The organism is Maribacter sp. Asnod2-G09 (genome assembly GCF_045063795.1).
Lineage (GTDB): Bacteria > Bacteroidota > Bacteroidia > Flavobacteriales > Flavobacteriaceae > Maribacter.
This window is the reverse complement of the sequence record NZ_JBEFOA010000002.1, coordinates 321,872-342,366: the sequence shown is the minus strand read 5'-3', so window position 1 is coordinate 342,366 and position 20,495 is coordinate 321,872. Positions and strand designations below refer to the sequence as shown.

Here is a 20,495-nt window from a genome sequence, read left to right as displayed (position 1 = left end):
TTATCTACTAATATAAAGATATTCACTATCTACTTTGCTTTCTCCTTCAAAGGTAGTATAATCAAATATATAGAAATATATTCCGGCTGGAAGATAATCATCTGTACTTAACGTAGACCTACCTCTTGATCTACCATCAAATACATTATTTTGATTATTATAATTTTCACCTTCATAGACCGCAACACCCCATCTATTAAAAATCTTTAAAGTACTGCTGCGAATTTTATCTACACCTCTAATGAATAAAAATTCATTTCTACCGTCACCATTTGGAGTTACCATTTGATTCACTTCTATAGCATCGTCATCTGTTTCTGTAGGATTATTGTCAACAACTAATATCTCAACAGTTGCCGTATCACAATTACCCAAAACATCACACACCGTATACTCAATGGTATCACTTCCTTCAAAACCATCGTTTGGCGTATACGTAATAGTATCATCTGAAATATCATCAGGAGTTCCTCCATCATTAATTTCAATAGTACCGTTTGATGGATCAGTTACGGTCAACGTACCATCGCTAGGAATACCAAAATCATTGTCTAAAATATCTATTTCGATAGGAGTATCTACCGGTGTAGACACAGAATCATCTACAACATCTAGAGCAATCGGCTCGCCTACTGTAATTGTTACCGTAGCCGTGTCACAGTTACCTTCAGCATCACAAACCGTATACTCGATAGTTTCCGTTCCTTCGAAACCATCATTTGGAGTATATGTAATTGTATCATCTGAAATATCATCTGGAGTTCCTCCATCATTAATTTCAATAGTACCGTTTGATGAATCAGTTACGGTCAACGTACCATCGCTAGGAATACCAAAATCATTATCTAAAATATCTATTTCGATGGGAGTATCTATCGGTGTAGACACAGAATCATCTACAACATCTAGAGCTACCGGCTCACCAACAGTAATAGTTACCGTAGCCGTATCACAGTTACCTTCAGCATCACAAACCGTATACTCGATAGTTTCCGTTCCTTCAAAACCATCGTTTGGCGTATACGTAATAGTATCATCTGAAATATCATCTGGAGTTCCTCCATCATTAATTTCAACAGTACCGTTTGATGAATCAGTTACGGTTAACGTACCATCGCTAGGAATACCAAAATCATTATCTAAAATATCTATTTCGATGGGAGTATCTATCGGTGTAGACACAGAATCATCTACAACATCTAGAGCTACCGGCTCACCAACAGTAATAGTTACCGTAGCCGTATCACAGTTACCTTCAGCATCACAAACCGTATACTCGATAGTTTCCGTTCCTTCAAAACCATCGTTTGGCGTATACGTAATAGTATCATCTGAAATATCATCTGGAGTTCCTCCATCATTAATTTCAACAGTACCGTTTGATGAATCAGTTACGGTTAACGTACCATCGCTAGGAATACCAAAATCATTATCTAAAATATCTATTTCGATGGGAGTATCTATCGGTGTAGACACAGAATCATCTACAACATCTAGAGCTACCGGCTCACCAACAGTAATAGTTACCGTAGCCGTATCACAGTTACCTTCAGCATCACAAACCGTATACTCGATAGTTTCCGTTCCTTCAAAACCATCGTTTGGCGTATACGTAATAGTATCATCTGAAATATCATCTGGAGTTCCTCCATCATTAATTTCAACAGTACCGTTTGATGAATCAGTTACGGTTAACGTACCATCGCTAGGAATACCAAAATCATTATCTAAAATATCTATTTCAATTGGAGTATCTATCGGTGTAGATACTATATCATCAATAGCATCTAAATCTTCCATTGGTACTATATCAGGATCTAAATAATCCGGTATACCATCATTATCAGTATCGTCATTGGTAGGGTCACCATCGTTGTTGGCATCCTCGTCCGGTGTATCAATACCATCACCATCATCGTCCAAATCCCTATAGTTTACATCTTCCGTACCATCGGTATCAGGTAGATCATTGGCTGGGTCGTTAATCTCATCGTTGACATCGAAGCCGTCGTTTACATCTGAACCTTCATAACCATCATCAAGTCCGTCACCATCTGTATCGATACCTGTATAGGTCTGATCAGGGATTCCGTCAAAGTTAAAATCATTACCCTCGTTATTATCAGGTACAGAATCATTATCACTGTCCAAATCAAGGTAGTCTACATCATCGGCACCATCCGTATTAACAGGAGTAAGCCCATCCGGATAAGCACTGTTGACACCATCATTAGAAGCATATGTAGCTTCATCGTCCTCGTTAGGTGCTATATAACCATCAGTAGTCTGTGCCTCTACATTATCTGGAATTCCGTCGTTGTCACTATCGATATCCAAATGGTTCGGCATACCATCTTCATCGCTATCCAATGGATTAGTTAACGGATCATTGTCTCCATCCAAATTAGGATCTTCAACACTGTCCAATATACCATCGTTATCATCATCAAGATCAGCACTATCGGCTACGCCATCGCCATCAGTATCAGGACCAGGATTACTGTCTGGATCTAAATAATCCGGTATACCATCATTATCACTATCGTCATTGGTAGGGTCACCATCGTTGTTGGCATCCTCGTCAGGTGTATCAATACCATCACCATCATCGTCCAAATCCCTATAGTTTACATCTTCCGTACCATCGGTATCAGGTAAATCGCTAGCTGGATTGTTAATCTCATCGTTGACATCGAAACCGTCGTTTACATCTGAACCTTCATAACCATCGTCCAATCCATCACCATCGGTATCGATACCTGTATAGGTCTGATCAGGGATTCCGTCAAAGTTGAAATCATTACCCTCGTTGTTATCTGGAACAGAATCATTATCACTGTCCAAATCAAGGTAGTCTACATCATCGGCACCATCCGTATTAACAGGAGTAAGCCCATCTGGATAAGCACTGTTGACACCATCATTTGATCCATATGTAGCTTCATCGTCCTCGTTAGGTGCTATATAACCATCAGTAGTCTGTGCCTCTACATTATCTGGAATTCCATCGTTGTCACTATCGATATCCAAATGGTTCGGCATACCATCTTCATCGCTATCCAATGGATTAGTTAACGGATCATTGTCTCCATCCAAATTAGGATCTTCAACACTGTCCAATATACCATCGTTATCATCATCAAGATCAGCACTATCGGCTACGCCATCGCCATCAGTATCAGGACCAGGATTACTGTCTGGATCTAAATAATCCGGTATACCATCATTATCACTATCGTCATTGGTAGGGTCACCATCGTTGTTGGCATCCTCGTCAGGTGTATCAATACCATCACCATCATCGTCCAAATCCCTATAGTTTACATCTTCCGTACCATCGGTATCAGGTAAATCGCTAGCTGGATTGTTAATCTCATCGTTGACATCGAAACCGTCGTTTACATCTGAACCTTCATAACCATCGTCCAATCCATCACCATCGGTATCGATACCTGTATAGGTCTGATCAGGGATTCCGTCAAAGTTGAAATCATTACCCTCGTTGTTATCTGGAACAGAATCATTATCACTGTCCAAATCAATATAATCTTCATTATCGGTATTATCCGTATTAACAGGTGTAATTCCTTCTGGATATGCACTGTTGACACCATCGTTAGATGTATACGTAGCTGCGTCGTCATCGTTTGGTGCAATATATCCGTCAGTTGTCTGAGCCTCTACGTTATCTGGAATTCCGTCGTTGTCACTATCTATATCCAAATGATTTGGCTTTCCGTCATTATCCGAATCTAATGGATCTGTCAATGGATTATTGTCTCCATCTAAATTTGGATCTTCTACCGTATCCAATATTCCATCATTGTCATCATCAAGATCAGCACTGTCTGGAACACCATCGCCATCCGTATCAGGACCAAGTGTATTATCCACATCAAGATAGTCGGGAGTACCATCATTATCTGTATCATCGTTTGTAGGGTCACCATCGTTGTTAGCATCCTCGTCCGGTGTATCAATACCGTCTCCGTCATCATCGAAATCTCTATAATTCACATCCTCGGTACCATCGGTATCAGGTAAATCGTTGGCTGGGTCGTTAATCTCATCGTTGACATCGAAACCGTCGTTTACATCTGAACCTTCATAACCATCGTCCAATCCATCACCATCGGTATCAATACCTGTCAATATTTGGTCAGGTATTCCGTCAAAGTTAAAATCGTTACCCTCGTTACTATCAAGAACAAGATCATCATCGCTATCAAAATCTTGATAATCTGGTTTGTTTGGAGGAGGTGTACCATCGGTATTCACTGGTGTTAAACCACCAATATATGCACTATTAATACCATTATTCAAGGCATAAGTCGCACTACTATCTAGGTTTGGAGGAATATAACCAGCGGTTGTCTGTGCCTCTACGTTATCAGGTATACCATCATTGTCGGTATCTATATCAAGATGATTGGGTTTACCATCACCATCCCTATCATCAACTTTTACACCTTCTCCGCTACCAGGGTATTTTTCGTAAATATCATCTAAACCATTACCGTCTGAATCTATTCCAGATGCCGGCTTATATTTATGAAAATTTGGAGCTTCCAAATTATCAAGAATACCATCATTATCTGAATCTATATCTAAATAATCGGGAACACCGTCGCAATCCGTATCTGTAGGATTAGTGGTATGATTGTGATCTCCATCTAAATTTTTATCTTCATTTATATCTATGATACCATCCCCATCATCATCGATATCAATTGAATCTAATACACCATCTCCATCTGTATCAATAGTATACAGAGTCGATAAATTGGATTCTAATTTGTAAATGTTAGAAAAAGATGACGTCAACAATAGTACTGTTAAAATTCCTAATGCTTTTAACGATAATAAGTTACGTAATGTCAAAGTAATTTTACCCATAAGTGTTAGTGTTTTACTAATCACCATGGCATTAGGTAGGATTTTTCAAATGTTCGTTATAAGAAAGTGGGGCTGTCTTATTTAACGATGCTAAGATATATCATAATTGAATGAACTCAAATTCTTTTTCGATTAACCAAGGAATTAAATGGGTAATCGACAAAAAAAGCAGTCTTTTTAATTAAGAATATTTAACATTTTAATTTTATTTACGATGAATTCCTAATAAAAGATCATAGACTATTAAAAATATTATGCATTAAAAACCTAATACTCAATTAATCAAATACTTATAAATATTAATATTTTTAGAATTATCATAACTATAACCTAAATGTTAAGAATTGAATTTATATTACTTTTGCACAAATTTTGTATATGACCTTTAAGCAAGAAATAGAACGCAGAAGAACTTTCGGAATAATTTCTCACCCAGATGCAGGTAAAACTACATTAACTGAAAAATTATTACTTTTTGGTGGTGCGATACAAGAAGCAGGAGCTGTAAAGAATAATAAGATTAAAAAAACAGCAACCAGTGATTTCATGGAAATCGAAAGACAAAGAGGTATTTCGGTTGCCACTTCTGTTCTTGCTTTTAACTACAAGGGTAAAAAAATCAATATACTTGATACGCCTGGTCATAAAGATTTCGCTGAAGATACTTTCAGAACATTAACTGCAGTAGATAGTGTTATTGTTGTAATCGACGTTGCAAAAGGTGTTGAGGAACAAACAGTTAAACTGGTTGAAGTTTGTCGAATGCGTAAAATACCAATATTGGTGTTTATAAATAAAATGGATAGGGAAGGTCAAGATGCTTTTGACCTACTTGACGAATTAGAACAAAAATTAGGTCTTTCTGTAACTCCGTTAAGTTTCCCTATTGGTATGGGATACGACTTTAAAGGTATCTACAATATTTTCGAAAAGAATATTAACTTATTCAGTGGCGATAGCAAAAAGAACATTGAAGAGACAATAGCATTTGATGATGTTACCAATCCTGAGTTAGATAAAATTATTGGAAGCAAAGCCGCTACTGAATTACGTGAAAATCTAGAATTGGTCTGGGGTGTATACCCTAGCTTTGACAAAGAGCTATATTTGAAAGGAGAACAGCAACCTGTATTTTTTGGTTCTGCATTAAATAACTTCGGAGTTAGAGAGCTTTTAGATTGCTTTATTCAAATTGCCCCTACTCCACGTTCAAAGAATGCTGAAGAACGCCTTGTAGCAGCTAACGAAAAAGAAATGACCGGGTTTGTTTTTAAAATTCATGCCAACATGGATCCCAAGCACAGAGACCGTCTTGCATTTATAAAAATCGTCTCTGGTACTTTTGAACGCAACAAACCATATTTACATGTAAGAAATGGTAAAAACTTAAAATTCTCTAGTCCGAATGCATTTTTTGCCGAAAAGAAAGAAATAGTAGATATCTCCTTTCCTGGCGACATTGTAGGGCTACATGATACAGGCAATTTTAAAATAGGAGATACATTAACTGAAGGAGAAAGTTTGCACTACAAGGGTATTCCTAGCTTTTCTCCTGAACACTTTAGATATATCAACAATGCTGACCCTATGAAGTCTAAACAACTTAATAAAGGCATTGACCAGTTAATGGATGAAGGTGTCGCCCAATTATTCACCTTAGAACTAAATGGAAGAAAAATTATTGGAACTGTAGGAGCTTTGCAGTTTGAGGTTATACAGTATAGGCTTGAGCATGAATATGGAGCAAAATGTAGTTACGAAAACTTTAATGTACATAAAGCCTGCTGGGTAGGTACTAAAAATAGAAAAACAGATGAATTCAAAGAATTTGAACGCGTAAAGCAAAAATTCTTAGCAAAGGATAAAAAAGGACAGCTAGTTTTTCTAGCAGACTCTCAATTTTCTTTGCAAATGACACAGCAAAAATATCCATCGGTAAAATTTCATTTTACTTCTGAATTTGAATAAAAAAAAGCCCAACTTTAAAAGTTGGGCTTTTTTTATGCTTCTCCAGTCGGACCAAAATTCATTGGTATCAAAGGTTGTTCATAATCCTTTATAGTACCATTAGCTTTTTCAAACCGTTGTACATTATCATTCAATGCTTTTAAAAATTTCTTAGCATGCTGCGGAGTAAGTATAATTCTACTCTTCACCTTTGCCTTTGGGGCTCCAGGCATCATACTAATGAAATCAACTACAAATTCAGAAACTGAATGATTAATAATGGCTAGATTAGAATAAATACCTTCTGCCATCTTCTCATCCAATTCAATATTAATTTGTTTTTGATTCGGATTCTTATTGTCACTCATATTATAGTTTTATTAAAAAAATAACCCCCAAATAAAATTTGAGGGTTACTATAAATTTAGAATCTTAATGCCTCTTTTCTGGCCATTATTTCATCATACTCTTCTTTCGATCCAACAATAATGCTATCGTAGTCCCTCATACCCGTACCAGCCGGAATCTTATGACCAACGATTACATTTTCCTTAAGACCTTCTAATGTATCAATCTTACCACTTACAGCAGCTTCATTCAATACTTTAGTCGTTTCTTGGAACGATGCAGCAGAGATAAATGATTTCGTCTGTAACGAAGCTCTAGTAATACCTTGTAGAATTGGAGTCGCAGTTGCCGATACAGCATCTCTTGCTTCAACCAATGTCTTGTCACCACGTCTCAATAAAGAATTTTCATCTCTCAACTCTCTTGGAGTTACAATTTGACCCGGCTTAAGGTTATCAGAATCACCTGCTTCCATTACTACTTTCTTACCAAAGATTTCATCATTCTCCTTAATGAAATCATCTTTATGAATCAATTGATTCTCTAAGAAGATAGTATCACCTGGATCTTGAATTCTTACTTTACGCATCATTTGTCTAACAACTACTTCGAAGTGCTTATCGTTAATCTTCACACCCTGAAGTCTATAAACTTCTTGAACTTCGTTTACTAAGTACTGCTGTACCGCAGAAGGACCTTTAATTGACAAGATATCTTCTGGAGTAATTGAACCATCTGACAACGGCATACCAGCTCTTACATAATCATTTTCCTGAACTAAGATTTGATTAGAAAGTTTTACAAGATATTTCTTCACTTCACCTAATTTAGATTCAATGATGATTTCTCTATTACCTCTTTTAATCTTACCAAAAGAAACAACACCGTCTATTTCAGATACAACAGCTGGGTTTGATGGATTTCTTGCTTCGAACAATTCAGTAACTCTTGGAAGACCACCAGTAATATCACCCGCTTTTGCAGATTTACGTGGAATCTTAACCAAAATTTTACCTTCTTTAATCTTATCGCCATCATCTACCATAATGTGAGAACCTACAGGTAGGTTATACGAACGTAATGTTTCACCTTTAGCATCTTGAATCAATAATGTTGGAATCAACTTCTTGTTTCTAGACTCAGAGATTACTTTCTCTTGGAAACCGGTTTGCTCATCAATTTCAACTTGATAAGTTACACCTTGCTCAATATTCTCATAAGCTATCTTACCTGGGAATTCTGAAACGATAACACCGTTATATGGATCCCAAGAACAAATAACATCACCTTTAGCAACCTTAGCTCCATTTTCAATAAATAATTGAGAACCGTAAGGAATATTACTTGTGCTTAAAGTAATACCTGTTTTAGCATCTACTACTTTTATTTCACTAGTTCTAGAGATTACAATTTCAGCAGGTTTACCGTCTGAACCTTCTCCAGTTACTGTTCTTAAATCTTCAATCTCAGCAACACCAGAGAATCTTACTTCTAGCTTGTTATCTTCAGAAATGTTACCTGCAATACCACCTACGTGGAATGTTCTAAGTGTAAGCTGTGTACCTGGCTCCCCAATTGATTGAGCAGCAACAACACCAACAGCCTCACCTCTTTGAACCATCTTATTAGTAGAAAGGTTTCTACCATAACATTTAGCACAAATTCCTTTATCAGCCTCACATGTAAGTGCCGAGCGAACTTCGATTTTCTCAACCGGAGAAGCTTCAACTCTCTTCACATCAGCTTCCATAATTTGCTGACCTGCCTGAAGAATTAATTCTTCTGTCATTGGGTTATACACATCATGCAATGAAACACGACCTAAAATTCTTTCACCTAAAGTTTCAACAATCTCTTCATTCTTCTTAAGCGCCTGAACTTCTACACCTCTTAAAGTCTCACAATCTTCAGTGTTAATAATAACATCTTGAGAAACATCAACTAGTCTTCTAGTTAAATAACCAGCATCTGCAGTTTTCAAAGCGGTATCGGCAAGACCCTTACGAGCACCGTGAGTAGAAATAAAGTATTCAAGAATTGAAAGACCTTCTTTAAAGTTAGAAAGAATCGGGTTTTCAATAATTTCACCACCACCGGCAGTAGATTTTTTAGGTTTAGCCATCAAACCACGCATACCTGTTAACTGACGAATTTGCTCCTTAGAACCCCTTGCACCAGAATCAAGCATCATATACACCGAGTTGAAACCTTGCTGATCCTCACGGATACGTTTCATAGCCAACTCTGTTAACTGAGCGTTAGTAGATGTCCAAACATCAATAACTTGATTATATCTCTCGTTGTTGGTTATAAGACCCATGTTATAATTGGCCATAATACCGTCAACTTGAACATTGGCTTCACCAATCATGTCCATTTTTTCAGCAGGAATAATAATATCCCCTAAACTAAAGGACAATCCACCTTTAAAAGCGAATTCATAACCCATAGTCTTAATCTTATCCAAGAACGCAGCTGTAACTGGTACACTTGTTACCGCTAAAATATCTCCAATAATATTTCTTAATGCTTTCTTATTAAGAACTTGGTTAATATAACCTGCCGCTTCTGGCACGTGATTATTAAATAATACACGACCAACAGTTGTAGGTATGATTTTATAAACCAACTCACCTTCTTCATTGAAATCTTTTGCTCTAACTTTTATTCCTGCATTCAGGTTAACCATGCCTTCATTGAAAGCAATCTCTACCTCTTCTGCTGAATAAAAAGTTAAACCTTCACCAATAATTGGAACTTCTGGTGTTGATTTACGCTCTTTGGTCATATAATATAGACCCAAGACCATATCCTGTGATGGAACCGTAATTGGTGAACCGTTCGCAGGGTTTAATATGTTTTGAGAAGCAAGCATTAATAATTGTGCTTCTAAAATTGCCTCTGGTCCTAATGGTAAATGAACCGCCATTTGATCCCCATCAAAATCCGCATTAAATGCAGTACATGCTAATGGGTGAAGACGAATCGCTTTACCTTCTATTAATTTAGGCTGGAATGCTTGTATACCTAAACGGTGTAATGTAGGAGCCCTGTTTAATAATACCGGGTGACCTTTCAATACATTCTCTAAAATATCCCAAACTACAGGCTCTTTTTTGTCTATAATTTTCTTAGCGGACTTCACTGTTTTTACAATACCTCTTTCTATCAGTTTTCTGATAACAAAAGGTTTGTATAATTCAGCTGCCATATCTTTTGGAAGCCCACATTCGAACAAGTTCAATTCTGGTCCAACAACAATTACCGAACGCGCAGAATAATCAACACGCTTACCAAGTAAGTTTTGACGGAAACGACCTTGCTTACCTTTTAATGAATCTGAAAGAGACTTTAATGGTCTATTAGATTCAGTTTTTACAGCAGATGCCTTTCTTGTGTTATCAAACAAAGAATCAACAGCTTCCTGAAGCATACGCTTTTCATTACGTAAAATTACCTCTGGTGCTTTTATCTCTACTAATCTTTTAAGACGGTTATTACGAATAATTACCCTTCTATAAAGATCATTTAAATCTGAAGTCGCAAAACGACCACCATCTAATGGAACTAATGGACGCAATTCTGGCGGTATAACCGGAATTACTTTCATAATCATCCATTCTGGCTCGTTTTCTCTATTCTCTTGAGATTCTCTTAATGCCTCTACAACCTGTAAACGTTTTAAAGCTTCAGTTTTACGTTGCTTAGACGTTTCTGTATTTGCCTTATGTCTTAACTCGAAAGAAAGTTCTTTAAGATCTATTCTACCTAATAAATCAATCAAACACTCTGCTCCCATTTTAGCTATAAACTTGTTAGGGTCAGAATCTTCTAAATATTGATTCTCTTGAGGAATAGTATCAATAATATTTAAATACTCTTCTTCAGTTAAGAAATCCATTTTTTGAATTTCTTCACCTTCAGGACCTTTAGCAATACCTGGTTGAATTACTACATAACGCTCGTAGTAAATAATCATATCCAATTTCTTGGATGGCAAACCTAATAAGTATCCTATTTTGTTCGGTAAAGATCGGAAATACCAAATATGAGCAACTGGCACTACCAAGTTAATATGACCTACACGGTCTCTACGTACTTTTTTCTCAGTAACCTCTACACCACAACGGTCACATACGATACCACGGTAACGTATACGCTTATATTTACCACAAGCACACTCGTAATCCTTTACAGGACCGAAAATACGCTCACAGAACAAACCATCGCGTTCTGGTTTGTGAGTTCTATAGTTAATTGTTTCAGGCTTTAAAACTTCACCTCTAGACTCTGCCAAAATAGATTCTGGCGAAGCTAATCCTATTGAAATTTTATCGAACCTTTTTACTGGGTTATTATCTTTTATTCTAGCCATAATAGCGTGCTGATAATGTTTTAATTTGTTTTACTTAATAGTTCTTCAATATAAAATATTGAACTATTCCTCAAGTCTAATATCCAAACCTAATCCCTTAAGTTCGTGCATTAAAACGTTGAAAGATTCTGGTAAACCAGGCTCAGGCATAGTTTCACCTTTAACGATAGATTCATAGGTTTTAGCTCTTCCGATAACATCATCAGATTTAACCGTTAAAATCTCACGTAAAGTTGCCGACGCACCATATGCTTCAAGTGCCCATACTTCCATCTCTCCAAAACGCTGACCACCAAATTGAGCTTTACCACCCAATGGTTGTTGTGTAATTAATGAGTATGGTCCTATAGAACGTGCATGCATCTTATCATCTACCATGTGTCCAAGTTTCAACATATAGATTACACCTACTGTTGCAGGTTGATCAAAACGTTGTCCAGTACCACCATCATATAAGTATGTATGTCCAAATCTTGGAATACCCGCTTCGTCAGTGTAAGCATTAATTTGATCTAACGTAGCACCATCAAAAATTGGCGTTGCATACTTTCTACCAAGCTTAAGACCTGCCCAACCTAATACGGTTTCATAAATTTGACCAATGTTCATACGAGAAGGTACACCCAATGGATTAAGAACGATATCAACAGGAGTTCCATCTTCTAAGAACGGCATGTCTTCATGACGTACTATTCTAGATACAATACCTTTGTTACCGTGCCTACCTGCCATCTTATCACCAACTTTCAGCTTACGCTTCTTAGCAATATAAACTTTAGCCAACTTCATAATACCAGCTGGCAATTCATCACCAACAGATATTGTAAACTTATCTCTTCTCAAGTTACCTTGTAAATCGTTAAGTTTAATTTTATAGTTATGAAGCAAATCTGCTACTAATGAATTAGTATCGTTATCTGTAGTCCAGCTTCCACCTACTAAGTGAGCGAAATCATCAACAGAATTTAACATCTTCATTGTATACTTCTTACCCTTAGGCAATACTTCTTCACCTAAATCATTAAGAACACCTTGAGAAGTTTTACCATTAACTATCGTAAATAATTTCTCAACAAGAACATCTTTCAATTCTTGGAATTTTACTTCGTATTCTAATTCTAATTTAGAAAGCTCTTCTTTATCTTCTGAACGTTTTCTCTTATCTTTTACTGATCTAGAGAATAATTTCTTATCAATAACAACACCTCTTAAAGAAGGTGACGCCTTTAACGAAGCATCTTTTACATCACCAGCTTTGTCACCAAAAATAGCACGTAATAATTTTTCTTCAGGAGTTGGATCCGATTCCCCTTTTGGAGTAATCTTACCTATTAGAATATCACCAGGCTTAACCTCTGCACCAATTCTAATCATACCATTTTCATCAAGGTCTTTTGTAGCCTCTTCAGAAACGTTTGGTATATCATGTGTAAGCTCTTCAGCTCCTAATTTAGTATCTCTAACATCTAAAGAATATTCATCAACATGTATAGATGTAAATATATCTTCACGAACAACTTTTTCAGAAATTACAATTGCATCCTCAAAGTTATACCCTTTCCAAGGCATAAAAGCTACTACTAAGTTTCTACCTAGTGCCAACTCTCCTTTTTCGGTTGCATAACCTTCACAAAGAACTTGTCCTTTCTTAACTCTATCACCTTTTTGTACAATAGGTTTTAGGTTAATGTTCGTACCTTGGTTAGTTTTTCTAAACTTAACTAAGAAATAGGTTTTACTATCTTCTTCAAAGCTGATTAATCTTTCATTATCAGTTCTATCATATTTGATAGTAACTTTCTGAGCATCTACATACTCTATAACTCCGTCACCTTCTGCATTAATCAATACTCTAGAATCTGAAGCAACTTGACGCTCTAAACCTGTACCAACAATCGGTGATTGTGGTTTCAATAAAGGAACTGCCTGACGCATCATGTTTGATCCCATCAAAGCCCTGTTCGCATCATCATGTTCCAAGAAAGGAATTAAAGATGCAGAAATAGATGCAATTTGATTAGGAGCAACATCGGTATATTGAATTTCTGATGGATCCACAACAGGGAAATCACCTTCTTCTCTTGCAATAACCTTTTCAGCATCAATTGTACCGTCTTCTTTCATAGGAATGTTCGCTTGCGCAATCTTCATTCCTTCTTCTTCCTCTGCACTTAAATAAGTAAAGTTCTTATAATCGACAACAGAATCTGTAACTTTTCTATATGGTGTCTCTAAGAAGCCCATTGGGTTTACTTTCGCAAACACAGATAATGAAGATATTAAACCAATGTTCGGACCTTCTGGAGTTTCAATAGGACATAAACGACCGTAATGTGTATAGTGAACATCACGCACTTCGAAACCAGCACGCTCTCTAGATAAACCACCTGGACCTAATGCCGATAGTCTTCTCTTGTGCGTAATCTCTGCTAGTGGATTCGTTTGATCCATAAACTGAGATAACTGATTCGTACCAAAGAAAGAATTAATAACAGAAGACAATGTCTTCGCATTAATCAAATCTATAGGTGTAAATACTTCGTTATCACGAACGTTCATACGCTCACGAATTGTTCTTGCCATACGTGCAAGACCAACACCAAACTGAGAAGATAATTGTTCACCTACAGTTCTAACACGACGGTTAGACAAGTGGTCAATATCATCAATCTCTGCTTTTGAGTTAATTAACTCAATTAAATATTTTATTATAGTAATGATATCAATTTTAGTCAAGACTTGCTTGTCCATACCAATATCCAACTGTAATTTCTTATTCATTCTATAACGACCAACTTCACCTAAGTTGTAACGTTGATCAGAAAAGAATAATTTATCAATAATACCACGTGCTGTTTCCTCATCTGGCGGCTCAGCATTACGTAATTGACGATAGATATGTTCAACGGCTTCTTTTTCAGAGTTCGTTGGATCTTTTTGTAATGTATTATGAATAATTGCGTAATCAGATTGCGCATTATTTTCTTTATGTAAAAGAACAGTCTTTACATCTGCATCAATAATCTCCGCAATATGTTCTTTCTCTAAAATAGTATCACGATCTAGAACAATTTCATTACGCTCAATAGATACTACTTCACCAGTATCCTCATCAACGAAATCTTCATGCCATGTATTCAAAACTCTAGCCGCTAACTTACGACCAAGTACTTTTTTAAGTCCGGCATTAGAAACCTTTACTTCTTCCGATAGGTCGAAAATCTCTAATATATCTTTATCACGCTCAAAGCCAATAGCTCTAAACAAAGTAGTAACCGGTAATTTTTTCTTTCTATCGATATAAGCATACATAACGCCATTAATATCGGTAGCAAATTCTATCCAAGAACCTTTAAAAGGTATTACTCTTGCAGAATATAATTTTGTTCCATTCGCATGGAAAGACTGTCCAAAGAATACACCAGGAGAACGGTGTAACTGAGAAACAACAACCCTTTCTGCACCATTGATAACGAAAGTACCACTTGGAGTCATGTAAGGAATCGTACCTAAATACACATCTTGTACAATTGTTTCGAAATCCTCATGCTCAGGATCCGTACAATACAATTTTAAACGTGCTTTTAAAGGAACGCTGTAAGTAAGACCACGTTCGATACATTCTTGAATAGAATATCTTGGTGGATCTATGAAATAATCTAAAAATTCCAATACAAACTGATTTCTAGTATCAGTGATTGGAAAGTTTTCCATGAAGGTATTATAAAGACCTTCATTACCTCTTTCATCTGATTTAGTCTCTAGTTGAAAAAAGTCTTGGAAAGATTTAATCTGAATATCTAAGAAATCCGGGTAATCCGGTGTGTTTCTTGCGGAAGCGAAGCTTATTCTTTCAGTATTATTTGTGAACATCTACGGACAGTGTTTTGATCGTGAGTACTAAATGAGTAGTATACCTCTTAATATACCTAATTCTATAAAATGGCTTAGGTCTAAACGCAAAAAGCGCAAAGACCTAAACCAAAAGTAATATGGTTGTTGCTATTATTTAAGCTCAACTTCTGCTCCAGCTTCTTCCAATGATTTTTTGATACCTTCAGCCTCATCTTTAGTAACTGCCTCTTTAACAGCTTTTGGTGCGCTATCAACGATATCTTTCGCATCTTTCAAACCTAAACCAGTTAATTCTTTAACCAATTTAACAACTGCTAATTTAGAAGCACCTGCTGCTTTCAAAATTACATCAAATTCAGTTTTTTCTTCTGCTGCTTCACCAGCTTCACCACCACCACCGGCAGCTACCGCTACTGCTGCTGCTGCAGGCTCAATACCGTATTCATCTTTTAATATATCAGCTAACTCGTTTACTTCTTTAACTGTTAAGTTAACTAATTGTTCTGCGAAATCTTTTAAATCTGCCATTTTCTATCGTTTAATAAAATTTTTAAAATATACTTAGTTTATTGTGCGTACTTATCTTTCAGATAATGTTTTAAGGATTCCAGCGATTTTTCCACCACCAGATTTAAGACCAGAAATAACATTCTTGGCAGGAGATTGTAACAATCCAATAATTTCGCCAATCATTTCTTCTTTAGACTTAATGCTAACTAAAGCATCCAAGTTTTCATCACCTATGTAAATTGCTTCTTCTACAAAAGCTCCCTTCAATAAAGGTTTTTTAGATTTTTTTCTAAAATTCTTTATCAATTTTGCAGGGGCATTGGCAACATCAGAAAACATAAGAGATGTATTCCCTTTTAATGTCTCTGGTAATTCACCAAATTCTTTCTCTGAAGCTTCCATCGCTTTTGCAAGCAATGTATTCTTAACTACAGCTAGTCTAATATTAGCTTTGAAACAAGCTCTTCTTAAATCAGAAGTTGTACCTGCGTCTAAACCTGAAATATCAGCCACATAAATTGTGGTGCTATCTGCCAACTGCGTAGTCAAATCTTTTATAACCGTTGCTTTTTCTTCTCTTGTCATACTTTTAATTTTTAACTACCAGCCGTTAAACTGACTTTGGATCTAATTGCAAACTAGGGCTCATTGTGCTAGACATGAAAATTGATTTCATATAAACACCTTTTGCCGCAGTTGGCTTCATCTTATTCAAAGTATCTAACAACTCATTAGCATTATCCGCTATTTTATCAGCAGAAAAAGAAGCCTTACCTATCGCAGCATGTACGATACCAGTTTTATCAACTTTAAAATCTATTTTACCTGCCTTTACTTCAGATACAGCTTTTGCTACATCCATAGTTACAGTTCCTGTTTTTGGATTCGGCATTAAACCTCTTGGTCCTAATACTCGACCTAAAGGACCTAATTTACCCATAACACTTGGCATAGTGATGATAACATCAACATCTGTCCAACCGCCTTTTATTTTCTCCAAATACTCATCTAACCCAACATAATCAGCACCTGCTTCTTGAGCCTCTGCTTCTTTGTCTGGTGTTACCAAAGCCAAAACCTTAACATCTTTACCAGTTCCGTGAGGTAATGTTACCACACCACGAACCATTTGATTAGCTTTTCTTGGATCTACACCCAAACGAACCGCTAAATCTACAGATGCGTCGAATTTTGTATTGGTTATCTCTTTAATTAAAGCTGAAGCTTCAGTAACAGAGTATAATTTATCTTTCTCTATTTTAGAATGCGCTTCTTTTTGCTTCTTAGTTAACTTTGCCATTTAATTACTTTTAAGATTTTAAAAAGGTTTCTTTCCCGCTACCTTCATACCCATAGAACGTGCAGTACCAGCTATCATACTCATAGCGGATTCTACTGTAAATGCGTTAAGGTCAACCATTTTATCTTCGGCGATTGCCTTGATTTGGTCCCAGGTAACACTACCTAATTTTACTCTGTTAGGTTCGCCAGATCCTTTTTTAATCTTAGCCGCTTCCAATAGCTGAATTGCCGCCGGTGGAGTTTTTACAACGAAGTCGAAAGACTTATCCTTGTAAACGGTGATAACAACTGGTAATATCTTACCTGGTTTATCCTGTGTACGAGCATTAAACTGCTTACAGAATTCCATAATGTTAACACCAGCAGCTCCTAAGGCAGGTCCAACCGGTGGCGATGGATTCGCTGCACCTCCCTTAACTTGTAGTTTAACTACTTTACCTATTTCTTTTGCCATTGTTTAAAATTAAATTGAAAGTGTGTTTACGGAAGCAACACTACTTTAATTATATGTATGTAACACTTAATCTAATACTTATACTTTCTCTACTTGCATGTAACTAAGCTCTAATGGTGTTTTTCTTCCGAAAATCTTAACCATTACCTCAAGCTTACGTTTTTCTTCATTTATCTTCTCAACAGTACCATTGAAGCCATTAAAAGGACCATCAATTACTTTTACCGTCTCACCAAATACAAATGGGATAGCAACACTATCTGTATTAACAGCTAGCTCATCTACCTTACCAAGCATTCTATTTACTTCATTCTTCCTTAAAGGAACAGGATCCCCTCCTTTAGTTTCCCCTAAAAAACCTATAACATTAGTTATAGACCTAATAATATGCACCATTTCTCCACCTAAATTGGCTTTGATCATGATATAACCAGGAAAATAAACTCTTTCTTTATTTATCTTCTTGCCATTTCTAATCTGAATAACCTTTTCAGTAGGAACAAGAACATCTTCTAAATAGTCAGAGAAACCATGACGCTCTACTTCACTTTCAATGTATCCTTTGATCTTATTCTCTTGACCACTGACAGCTCTTACAACGTACCATTTTTTATCCAATACTTCTGACATAGTCCTATCTAGTTTAAAACGAAGTTGAAATAAGATTTAATCACTTTACTAAAGACCGTATCTACTCCCCAAGTTGCCAAAGCAAAAAGGATAGAAAACACAGCTACAATAACCATCAAGTTAGATGATTCTGCACGTGACGGAAGAGTAACATTATTCCTTAACTCTTCAACGGATTCTTTTATATATGTGAACATTTAAATTCTTTTTACAATTTCAACAAATAGGATACCTATATTCCAAATTCTATTGTGGCACGGGAGGAGAGACTCGAACTCCCGACACCTGGTTTTGGAGACCAGTGCTCTACCAACTGAGCTACACCCGTATGAATGGTAATTTTTAAATCACCAATTCTATTATTTGCATGTAAAGGTGTCCCGCTTGAGCAGGACACCCTTATACACAATACTCTTTTAGATTAAAACTTAATCTATAATCTTAGTTACCTGACCAGCACCTACTGTTCTACCACCTTCACGGATAGCGAAACGTAGACCGATACTCAAAGCAATAGGCTGAATAAGCTCTACTGTAATTGTAAGGTTATCACCTGGCATTACCATTTCAACTCCTGAAGGAAGTGCAATGTTACCAGTTACATCTGTAGTTCTTACATAGAACTGTGGACGATAGTTATTATGGAATGGTGTGTGACGACCACCTTCTTCTTTTTTCAATACATAAACCTCAGCTTCAAATTTAGCATGTGGCTTAACAGAACCTGGCTTACAGATTACCATTCCACGGCTAATTTGTGACTTTTCAACACCTCTTAACAAGATACCTACGTTATCACCAGCTTCACCTCTATCTAATATCTTACGGAACATTTCAACACCAGTAACAGTAGAAGTCAATTTCTCAGCTCCCATACCGATAATCTCAACTGGATCACCTGTATTTGCAACACCAGTTTCAATACGACCAGTTGCAACAGTACCACGACCAGTAATTGTAAATACATCTTCAACAGGCATTAAGAAATCTTTTTCAACATCTCTCTTTGGAAGTTCGATCCACTCATCAACAGCAGCCATCAATTCCATAACTGTATCAACCCATTTTTGCTCACCGTTCAATGCACCTAATGCAGAACCAGCGATTACAGGTCCATTATCACCATCATACTCATAAAAAGAAAGTAATTCTCTTACTTCCATTTCAACAAGCTCGATTAATTCCTCATCATCAACCATATCCACTTTATTCATGAATACAACCATTCTTGGAATACCTACCTGACGACCTAATAAGATATGCTCACGAGTTTGTGGCATAGGACCATCTGTAGCAGCAACAACTAATATAGCACCATCCATTTGAGCAGCACCAGTAACCATGTTCTTCACATAATCCGCGTGACCAGGACAGTCAACGTGTGCATAGTGACGATTAGCTGTAGAGTACTCTACGTGTGAAGTGTTAATTGTAATACCTCTTTCTTTTTCCTCAGGAGCGTTATCGATAGAATCGAAACTTCTCAATTCAGAAAGACCTGCATTTGCCAAAACAGTAGTAATAGCAGCAGTCAATGTAGTTTTACCGTGATCCACGTGTCCAATAGTACCTATATTTAAGTGCGGTTTGGAACGATCGAAAGTTTCCTTTGCCATGTTTAATGTATTTTATTCTTAGTTTATATTAGTGTACAAATTTATACCTTAATTGAGCCAATGACGAGAATTGAACTCGTGACCTCTTCCTTACCAAGGAAACGCTCTACCCCTGAGCTACACCGGCGTAAAGTGTTGAACCCACCCAAAAGATAGATTCCTGCCTTCGCAGGGATGACATTACTGTCAAATTTATAGAGCGGGAGACCGGGTTCGAACCGGCGACATTCAGCTTGGAAGGCTGACGCTCTACCAACTGAGCTACTCCCGCTTATAATATTACAATATTTCAATAAAATTCTTTAAAAAATAGTTTTGTGGGGAGAGCAGGATTCGAACCTGCGAAGACGTAGTCAGCAGATTTACAGTCTGCCCTCGTTGGCCGCTTGAGTATCTCCCCTCAAACTAATATTTTAAAGAACTTAAGAGCCGATGGAGGGACTCGAACCCACGACCTGCTGATTACAAATCAGCTGCTCTAGCCAGCTGAGCTACATCGGCTTATTTCACAACTATTTCTGTCATAAAAAAGCCCGCTATTTCTAACGGACTGCAAATGTAT

The 20,495-nt window shown here is 36.8% G+C and carries 12 protein-coding genes and 5 tRNA genes; 1 reads left to right on the top strand and 16 read right to left on the bottom strand.

Annotated features, from left to right (window positions below; translation table 11 throughout):
* Positions 1–4,896: an Ig-like domain-containing protein gene (locus ACJJVT_RS01525; protein ID WP_405395857.1), complete on the bottom strand. Its 4,896-nt coding sequence runs from the start codon at positions 4,894–4,896 to the stop codon at positions 1–3.
* Between the two features lie 378 nt (positions 4,897–5,274).
* On the opposite strand from ACJJVT_RS01525, the gene ACJJVT_RS01520 reads away from it, so the two are divergent.
* Positions 5,275–6,864 (top strand): peptide chain release factor 3, encoded by a 1,590-nt coding sequence (locus ACJJVT_RS01520; RefSeq protein ID WP_405395855.1) that lies wholly within the window; start codon positions 5,275–5,277, stop codon positions 6,862–6,864.
* Between the two features lie 32 nt (positions 6,865–6,896).
* Here ACJJVT_RS01520 and ACJJVT_RS01515 read toward each other — a convergent pair whose 3' ends face one another.
* The 15 genes from ACJJVT_RS01515 to ACJJVT_RS01445 all read right to left on the bottom strand — a co-directional run bounded on the left by ACJJVT_RS01515 (position 6,897) and on the right by ACJJVT_RS01445 (position 20,434).
* The gene (locus tag ACJJVT_RS01515) at positions 6,897–7,211 is read right to left on the bottom strand and encodes a DUF3467 domain-containing protein (RefSeq protein ID WP_405395853.1); all 315 of its coding nucleotides are present in this window, start codon (positions 7,209–7,211) and stop codon (positions 6,897–6,899) included.
* A gap of 56 nt (positions 7,212–7,267) precedes the next feature.
* Positions 7,268–11,566 carry a DNA-directed RNA polymerase subunit beta' gene (gene rpoC, locus ACJJVT_RS01510; protein WP_405395852.1) on the bottom strand — a complete coding sequence of 1,433 codons (4,299 nt, stop codon included), beginning with the start codon at positions 11,564–11,566 and terminating at the stop codon, positions 7,268–7,270.
* 63 nt (positions 11,567–11,629) lie between these two features.
* Positions 11,630–15,439 carry a DNA-directed RNA polymerase subunit beta gene (gene rpoB, locus ACJJVT_RS01505; RefSeq protein WP_073247359.1) on the bottom strand — a complete coding sequence of 1,270 codons (3,810 nt, stop codon included), beginning with the start codon at positions 15,437–15,439 and terminating at the stop codon, positions 11,630–11,632.
* 132 nt (positions 15,440–15,571) lie between these two features.
* Positions 15,572–15,949, bottom strand: a complete 378-nt coding sequence (gene rplL / locus ACJJVT_RS01500; protein WP_036155937.1) for a 50S ribosomal protein L7/L12 — start codon at positions 15,947–15,949, stop codon at positions 15,572–15,574.
* A 51-nt stretch (positions 15,950–16,000) separates the two neighbouring features.
* Positions 16,001–16,516 carry a 50S ribosomal protein L10 gene (gene rplJ, locus ACJJVT_RS01495; protein ID WP_073247354.1) on the bottom strand — a complete coding sequence of 172 codons (516 nt, stop codon included), beginning with the start codon at positions 16,514–16,516 and terminating at the stop codon, positions 16,001–16,003.
* A 25-nt stretch (positions 16,517–16,541) separates the two neighbouring features.
* Complete coding sequence (gene rplA / locus ACJJVT_RS01490) at positions 16,542–17,231, bottom strand: 50S ribosomal protein L1 (RefSeq protein WP_303600442.1); 690 nt, start codon at positions 17,229–17,231, stop codon at positions 16,542–16,544.
* Positions 17,232–17,249: 18 nt separating this feature from the next.
* Positions 17,250–17,687 (bottom strand): 50S ribosomal protein L11, encoded by a 438-nt coding sequence (gene rplK / locus ACJJVT_RS01485; RefSeq protein WP_027067854.1) that lies wholly within the window; start codon positions 17,685–17,687, stop codon positions 17,250–17,252.
* A 78-nt stretch (positions 17,688–17,765) separates the two neighbouring features.
* Positions 17,766–18,317: a transcription termination/antitermination protein NusG gene (gene nusG / locus ACJJVT_RS01480; protein ID WP_073247351.1), complete on the bottom strand. Its 552-nt coding sequence runs from the start codon at positions 18,315–18,317 to the stop codon at positions 17,766–17,768.
* Positions 18,318–18,325: 8 nt separating this feature from the next.
* Complete coding sequence (gene secE, locus ACJJVT_RS01475) at positions 18,326–18,514, bottom strand: preprotein translocase subunit SecE (protein WP_036155945.1); 189 nt, start codon at positions 18,512–18,514, stop codon at positions 18,326–18,328.
* Between the two features lie 55 nt (positions 18,515–18,569).
* Positions 18,570–18,645: transfer RNA gene (locus ACJJVT_RS01470), tRNA-Trp, on the bottom strand.
* Between the two features lie 100 nt (positions 18,646–18,745).
* Positions 18,746–19,933 (bottom strand): elongation factor Tu, encoded by a 1,188-nt coding sequence (gene tuf / locus ACJJVT_RS01465; RefSeq protein ID WP_299801151.1) that lies wholly within the window; start codon positions 19,931–19,933, stop codon positions 18,746–18,748.
* A gap of 55 nt (positions 19,934–19,988) precedes the next feature.
* Positions 19,989–20,060, bottom strand: a tRNA-Thr gene (locus tag ACJJVT_RS01460).
* Positions 20,061–20,131: 71 nt separating this feature from the next.
* Positions 20,132–20,204 (bottom strand) — tRNA-Gly (locus ACJJVT_RS01455).
* A gap of 47 nt (positions 20,205–20,251) precedes the next feature.
* A tRNA-Tyr gene (locus tag ACJJVT_RS01450) sits at positions 20,252–20,333 on the bottom strand.
* A gap of 27 nt (positions 20,334–20,360) precedes the next feature.
* Positions 20,361–20,434, bottom strand: a tRNA-Thr gene (locus ACJJVT_RS01445).
* Between the last annotated feature and the right edge of the window lie 61 nt (positions 20,435–20,495).

What these genes read in the sequence shown, in the direction of transcription:
- ACJJVT_RS01525 (WP_405395857.1), bottom strand. Translation starts at nt 4,896, where the DNA reads ATGGGTAAAATTACTTTGACATTACGTAACTTATTATCGTTAAAAGCA.
- ACJJVT_RS01520 (WP_405395855.1), top strand. Translation starts at nt 5,275, where the DNA reads ATGACCTTTAAGCAAGAAATAGAACGCAGAAGAACTTTCGGAATAATT.
- ACJJVT_RS01515 (WP_405395853.1), bottom strand. Translation starts at nt 7,211, where the DNA reads ATGAGTGACAATAAGAATCCGAATCAAAAACAAATTAATATTGAATTG.
- rpoC (WP_405395852.1), bottom strand. Translation starts at nt 11,566, where the DNA reads ATGGCTAGAATAAAAGATAATAACCCAGTAAAAAGGTTCGATAAAATT.
- rpoB (WP_073247359.1), bottom strand. Translation starts at nt 15,439, where the DNA reads ATGTTCACAAATAATACTGAAAGAATAAGCTTCGCTTCCGCAAGAAAC.
- rplL (WP_036155937.1), bottom strand. Translation starts at nt 15,949, where the DNA reads ATGGCAGATTTAAAAGATTTCGCAGAACAATTAGTTAACTTAACAGTT.
- rplJ (WP_073247354.1), bottom strand. Translation starts at nt 16,516, where the DNA reads ATGACAAGAGAAGAAAAAGCAACGGTTATAAAAGATTTGACTACGCAG.
- rplA (WP_303600442.1), bottom strand. Translation starts at nt 17,231, where the DNA reads ATGGCAAAGTTAACTAAGAAGCAAAAAGAAGCGCATTCTAAAATAGAG.
- rplK (WP_027067854.1), bottom strand. Translation starts at nt 17,687, where the DNA reads ATGGCAAAAGAAATAGGTAAAGTAGTTAAACTACAAGTTAAGGGAGGT.
- nusG (WP_073247351.1), bottom strand. Translation starts at nt 18,317, where the DNA reads ATGTCAGAAGTATTGGATAAAAAATGGTACGTTGTAAGAGCTGTCAGT.
- secE (WP_036155945.1), bottom strand. Translation starts at nt 18,514, where the DNA reads ATGTTCACATATATAAAAGAATCCGTTGAAGAGTTAAGGAATAATGTT.
- tuf (WP_299801151.1), bottom strand. Translation starts at nt 19,933, where the DNA reads ATGGCAAAGGAAACTTTCGATCGTTCCAAACCGCACTTAAATATAGGT.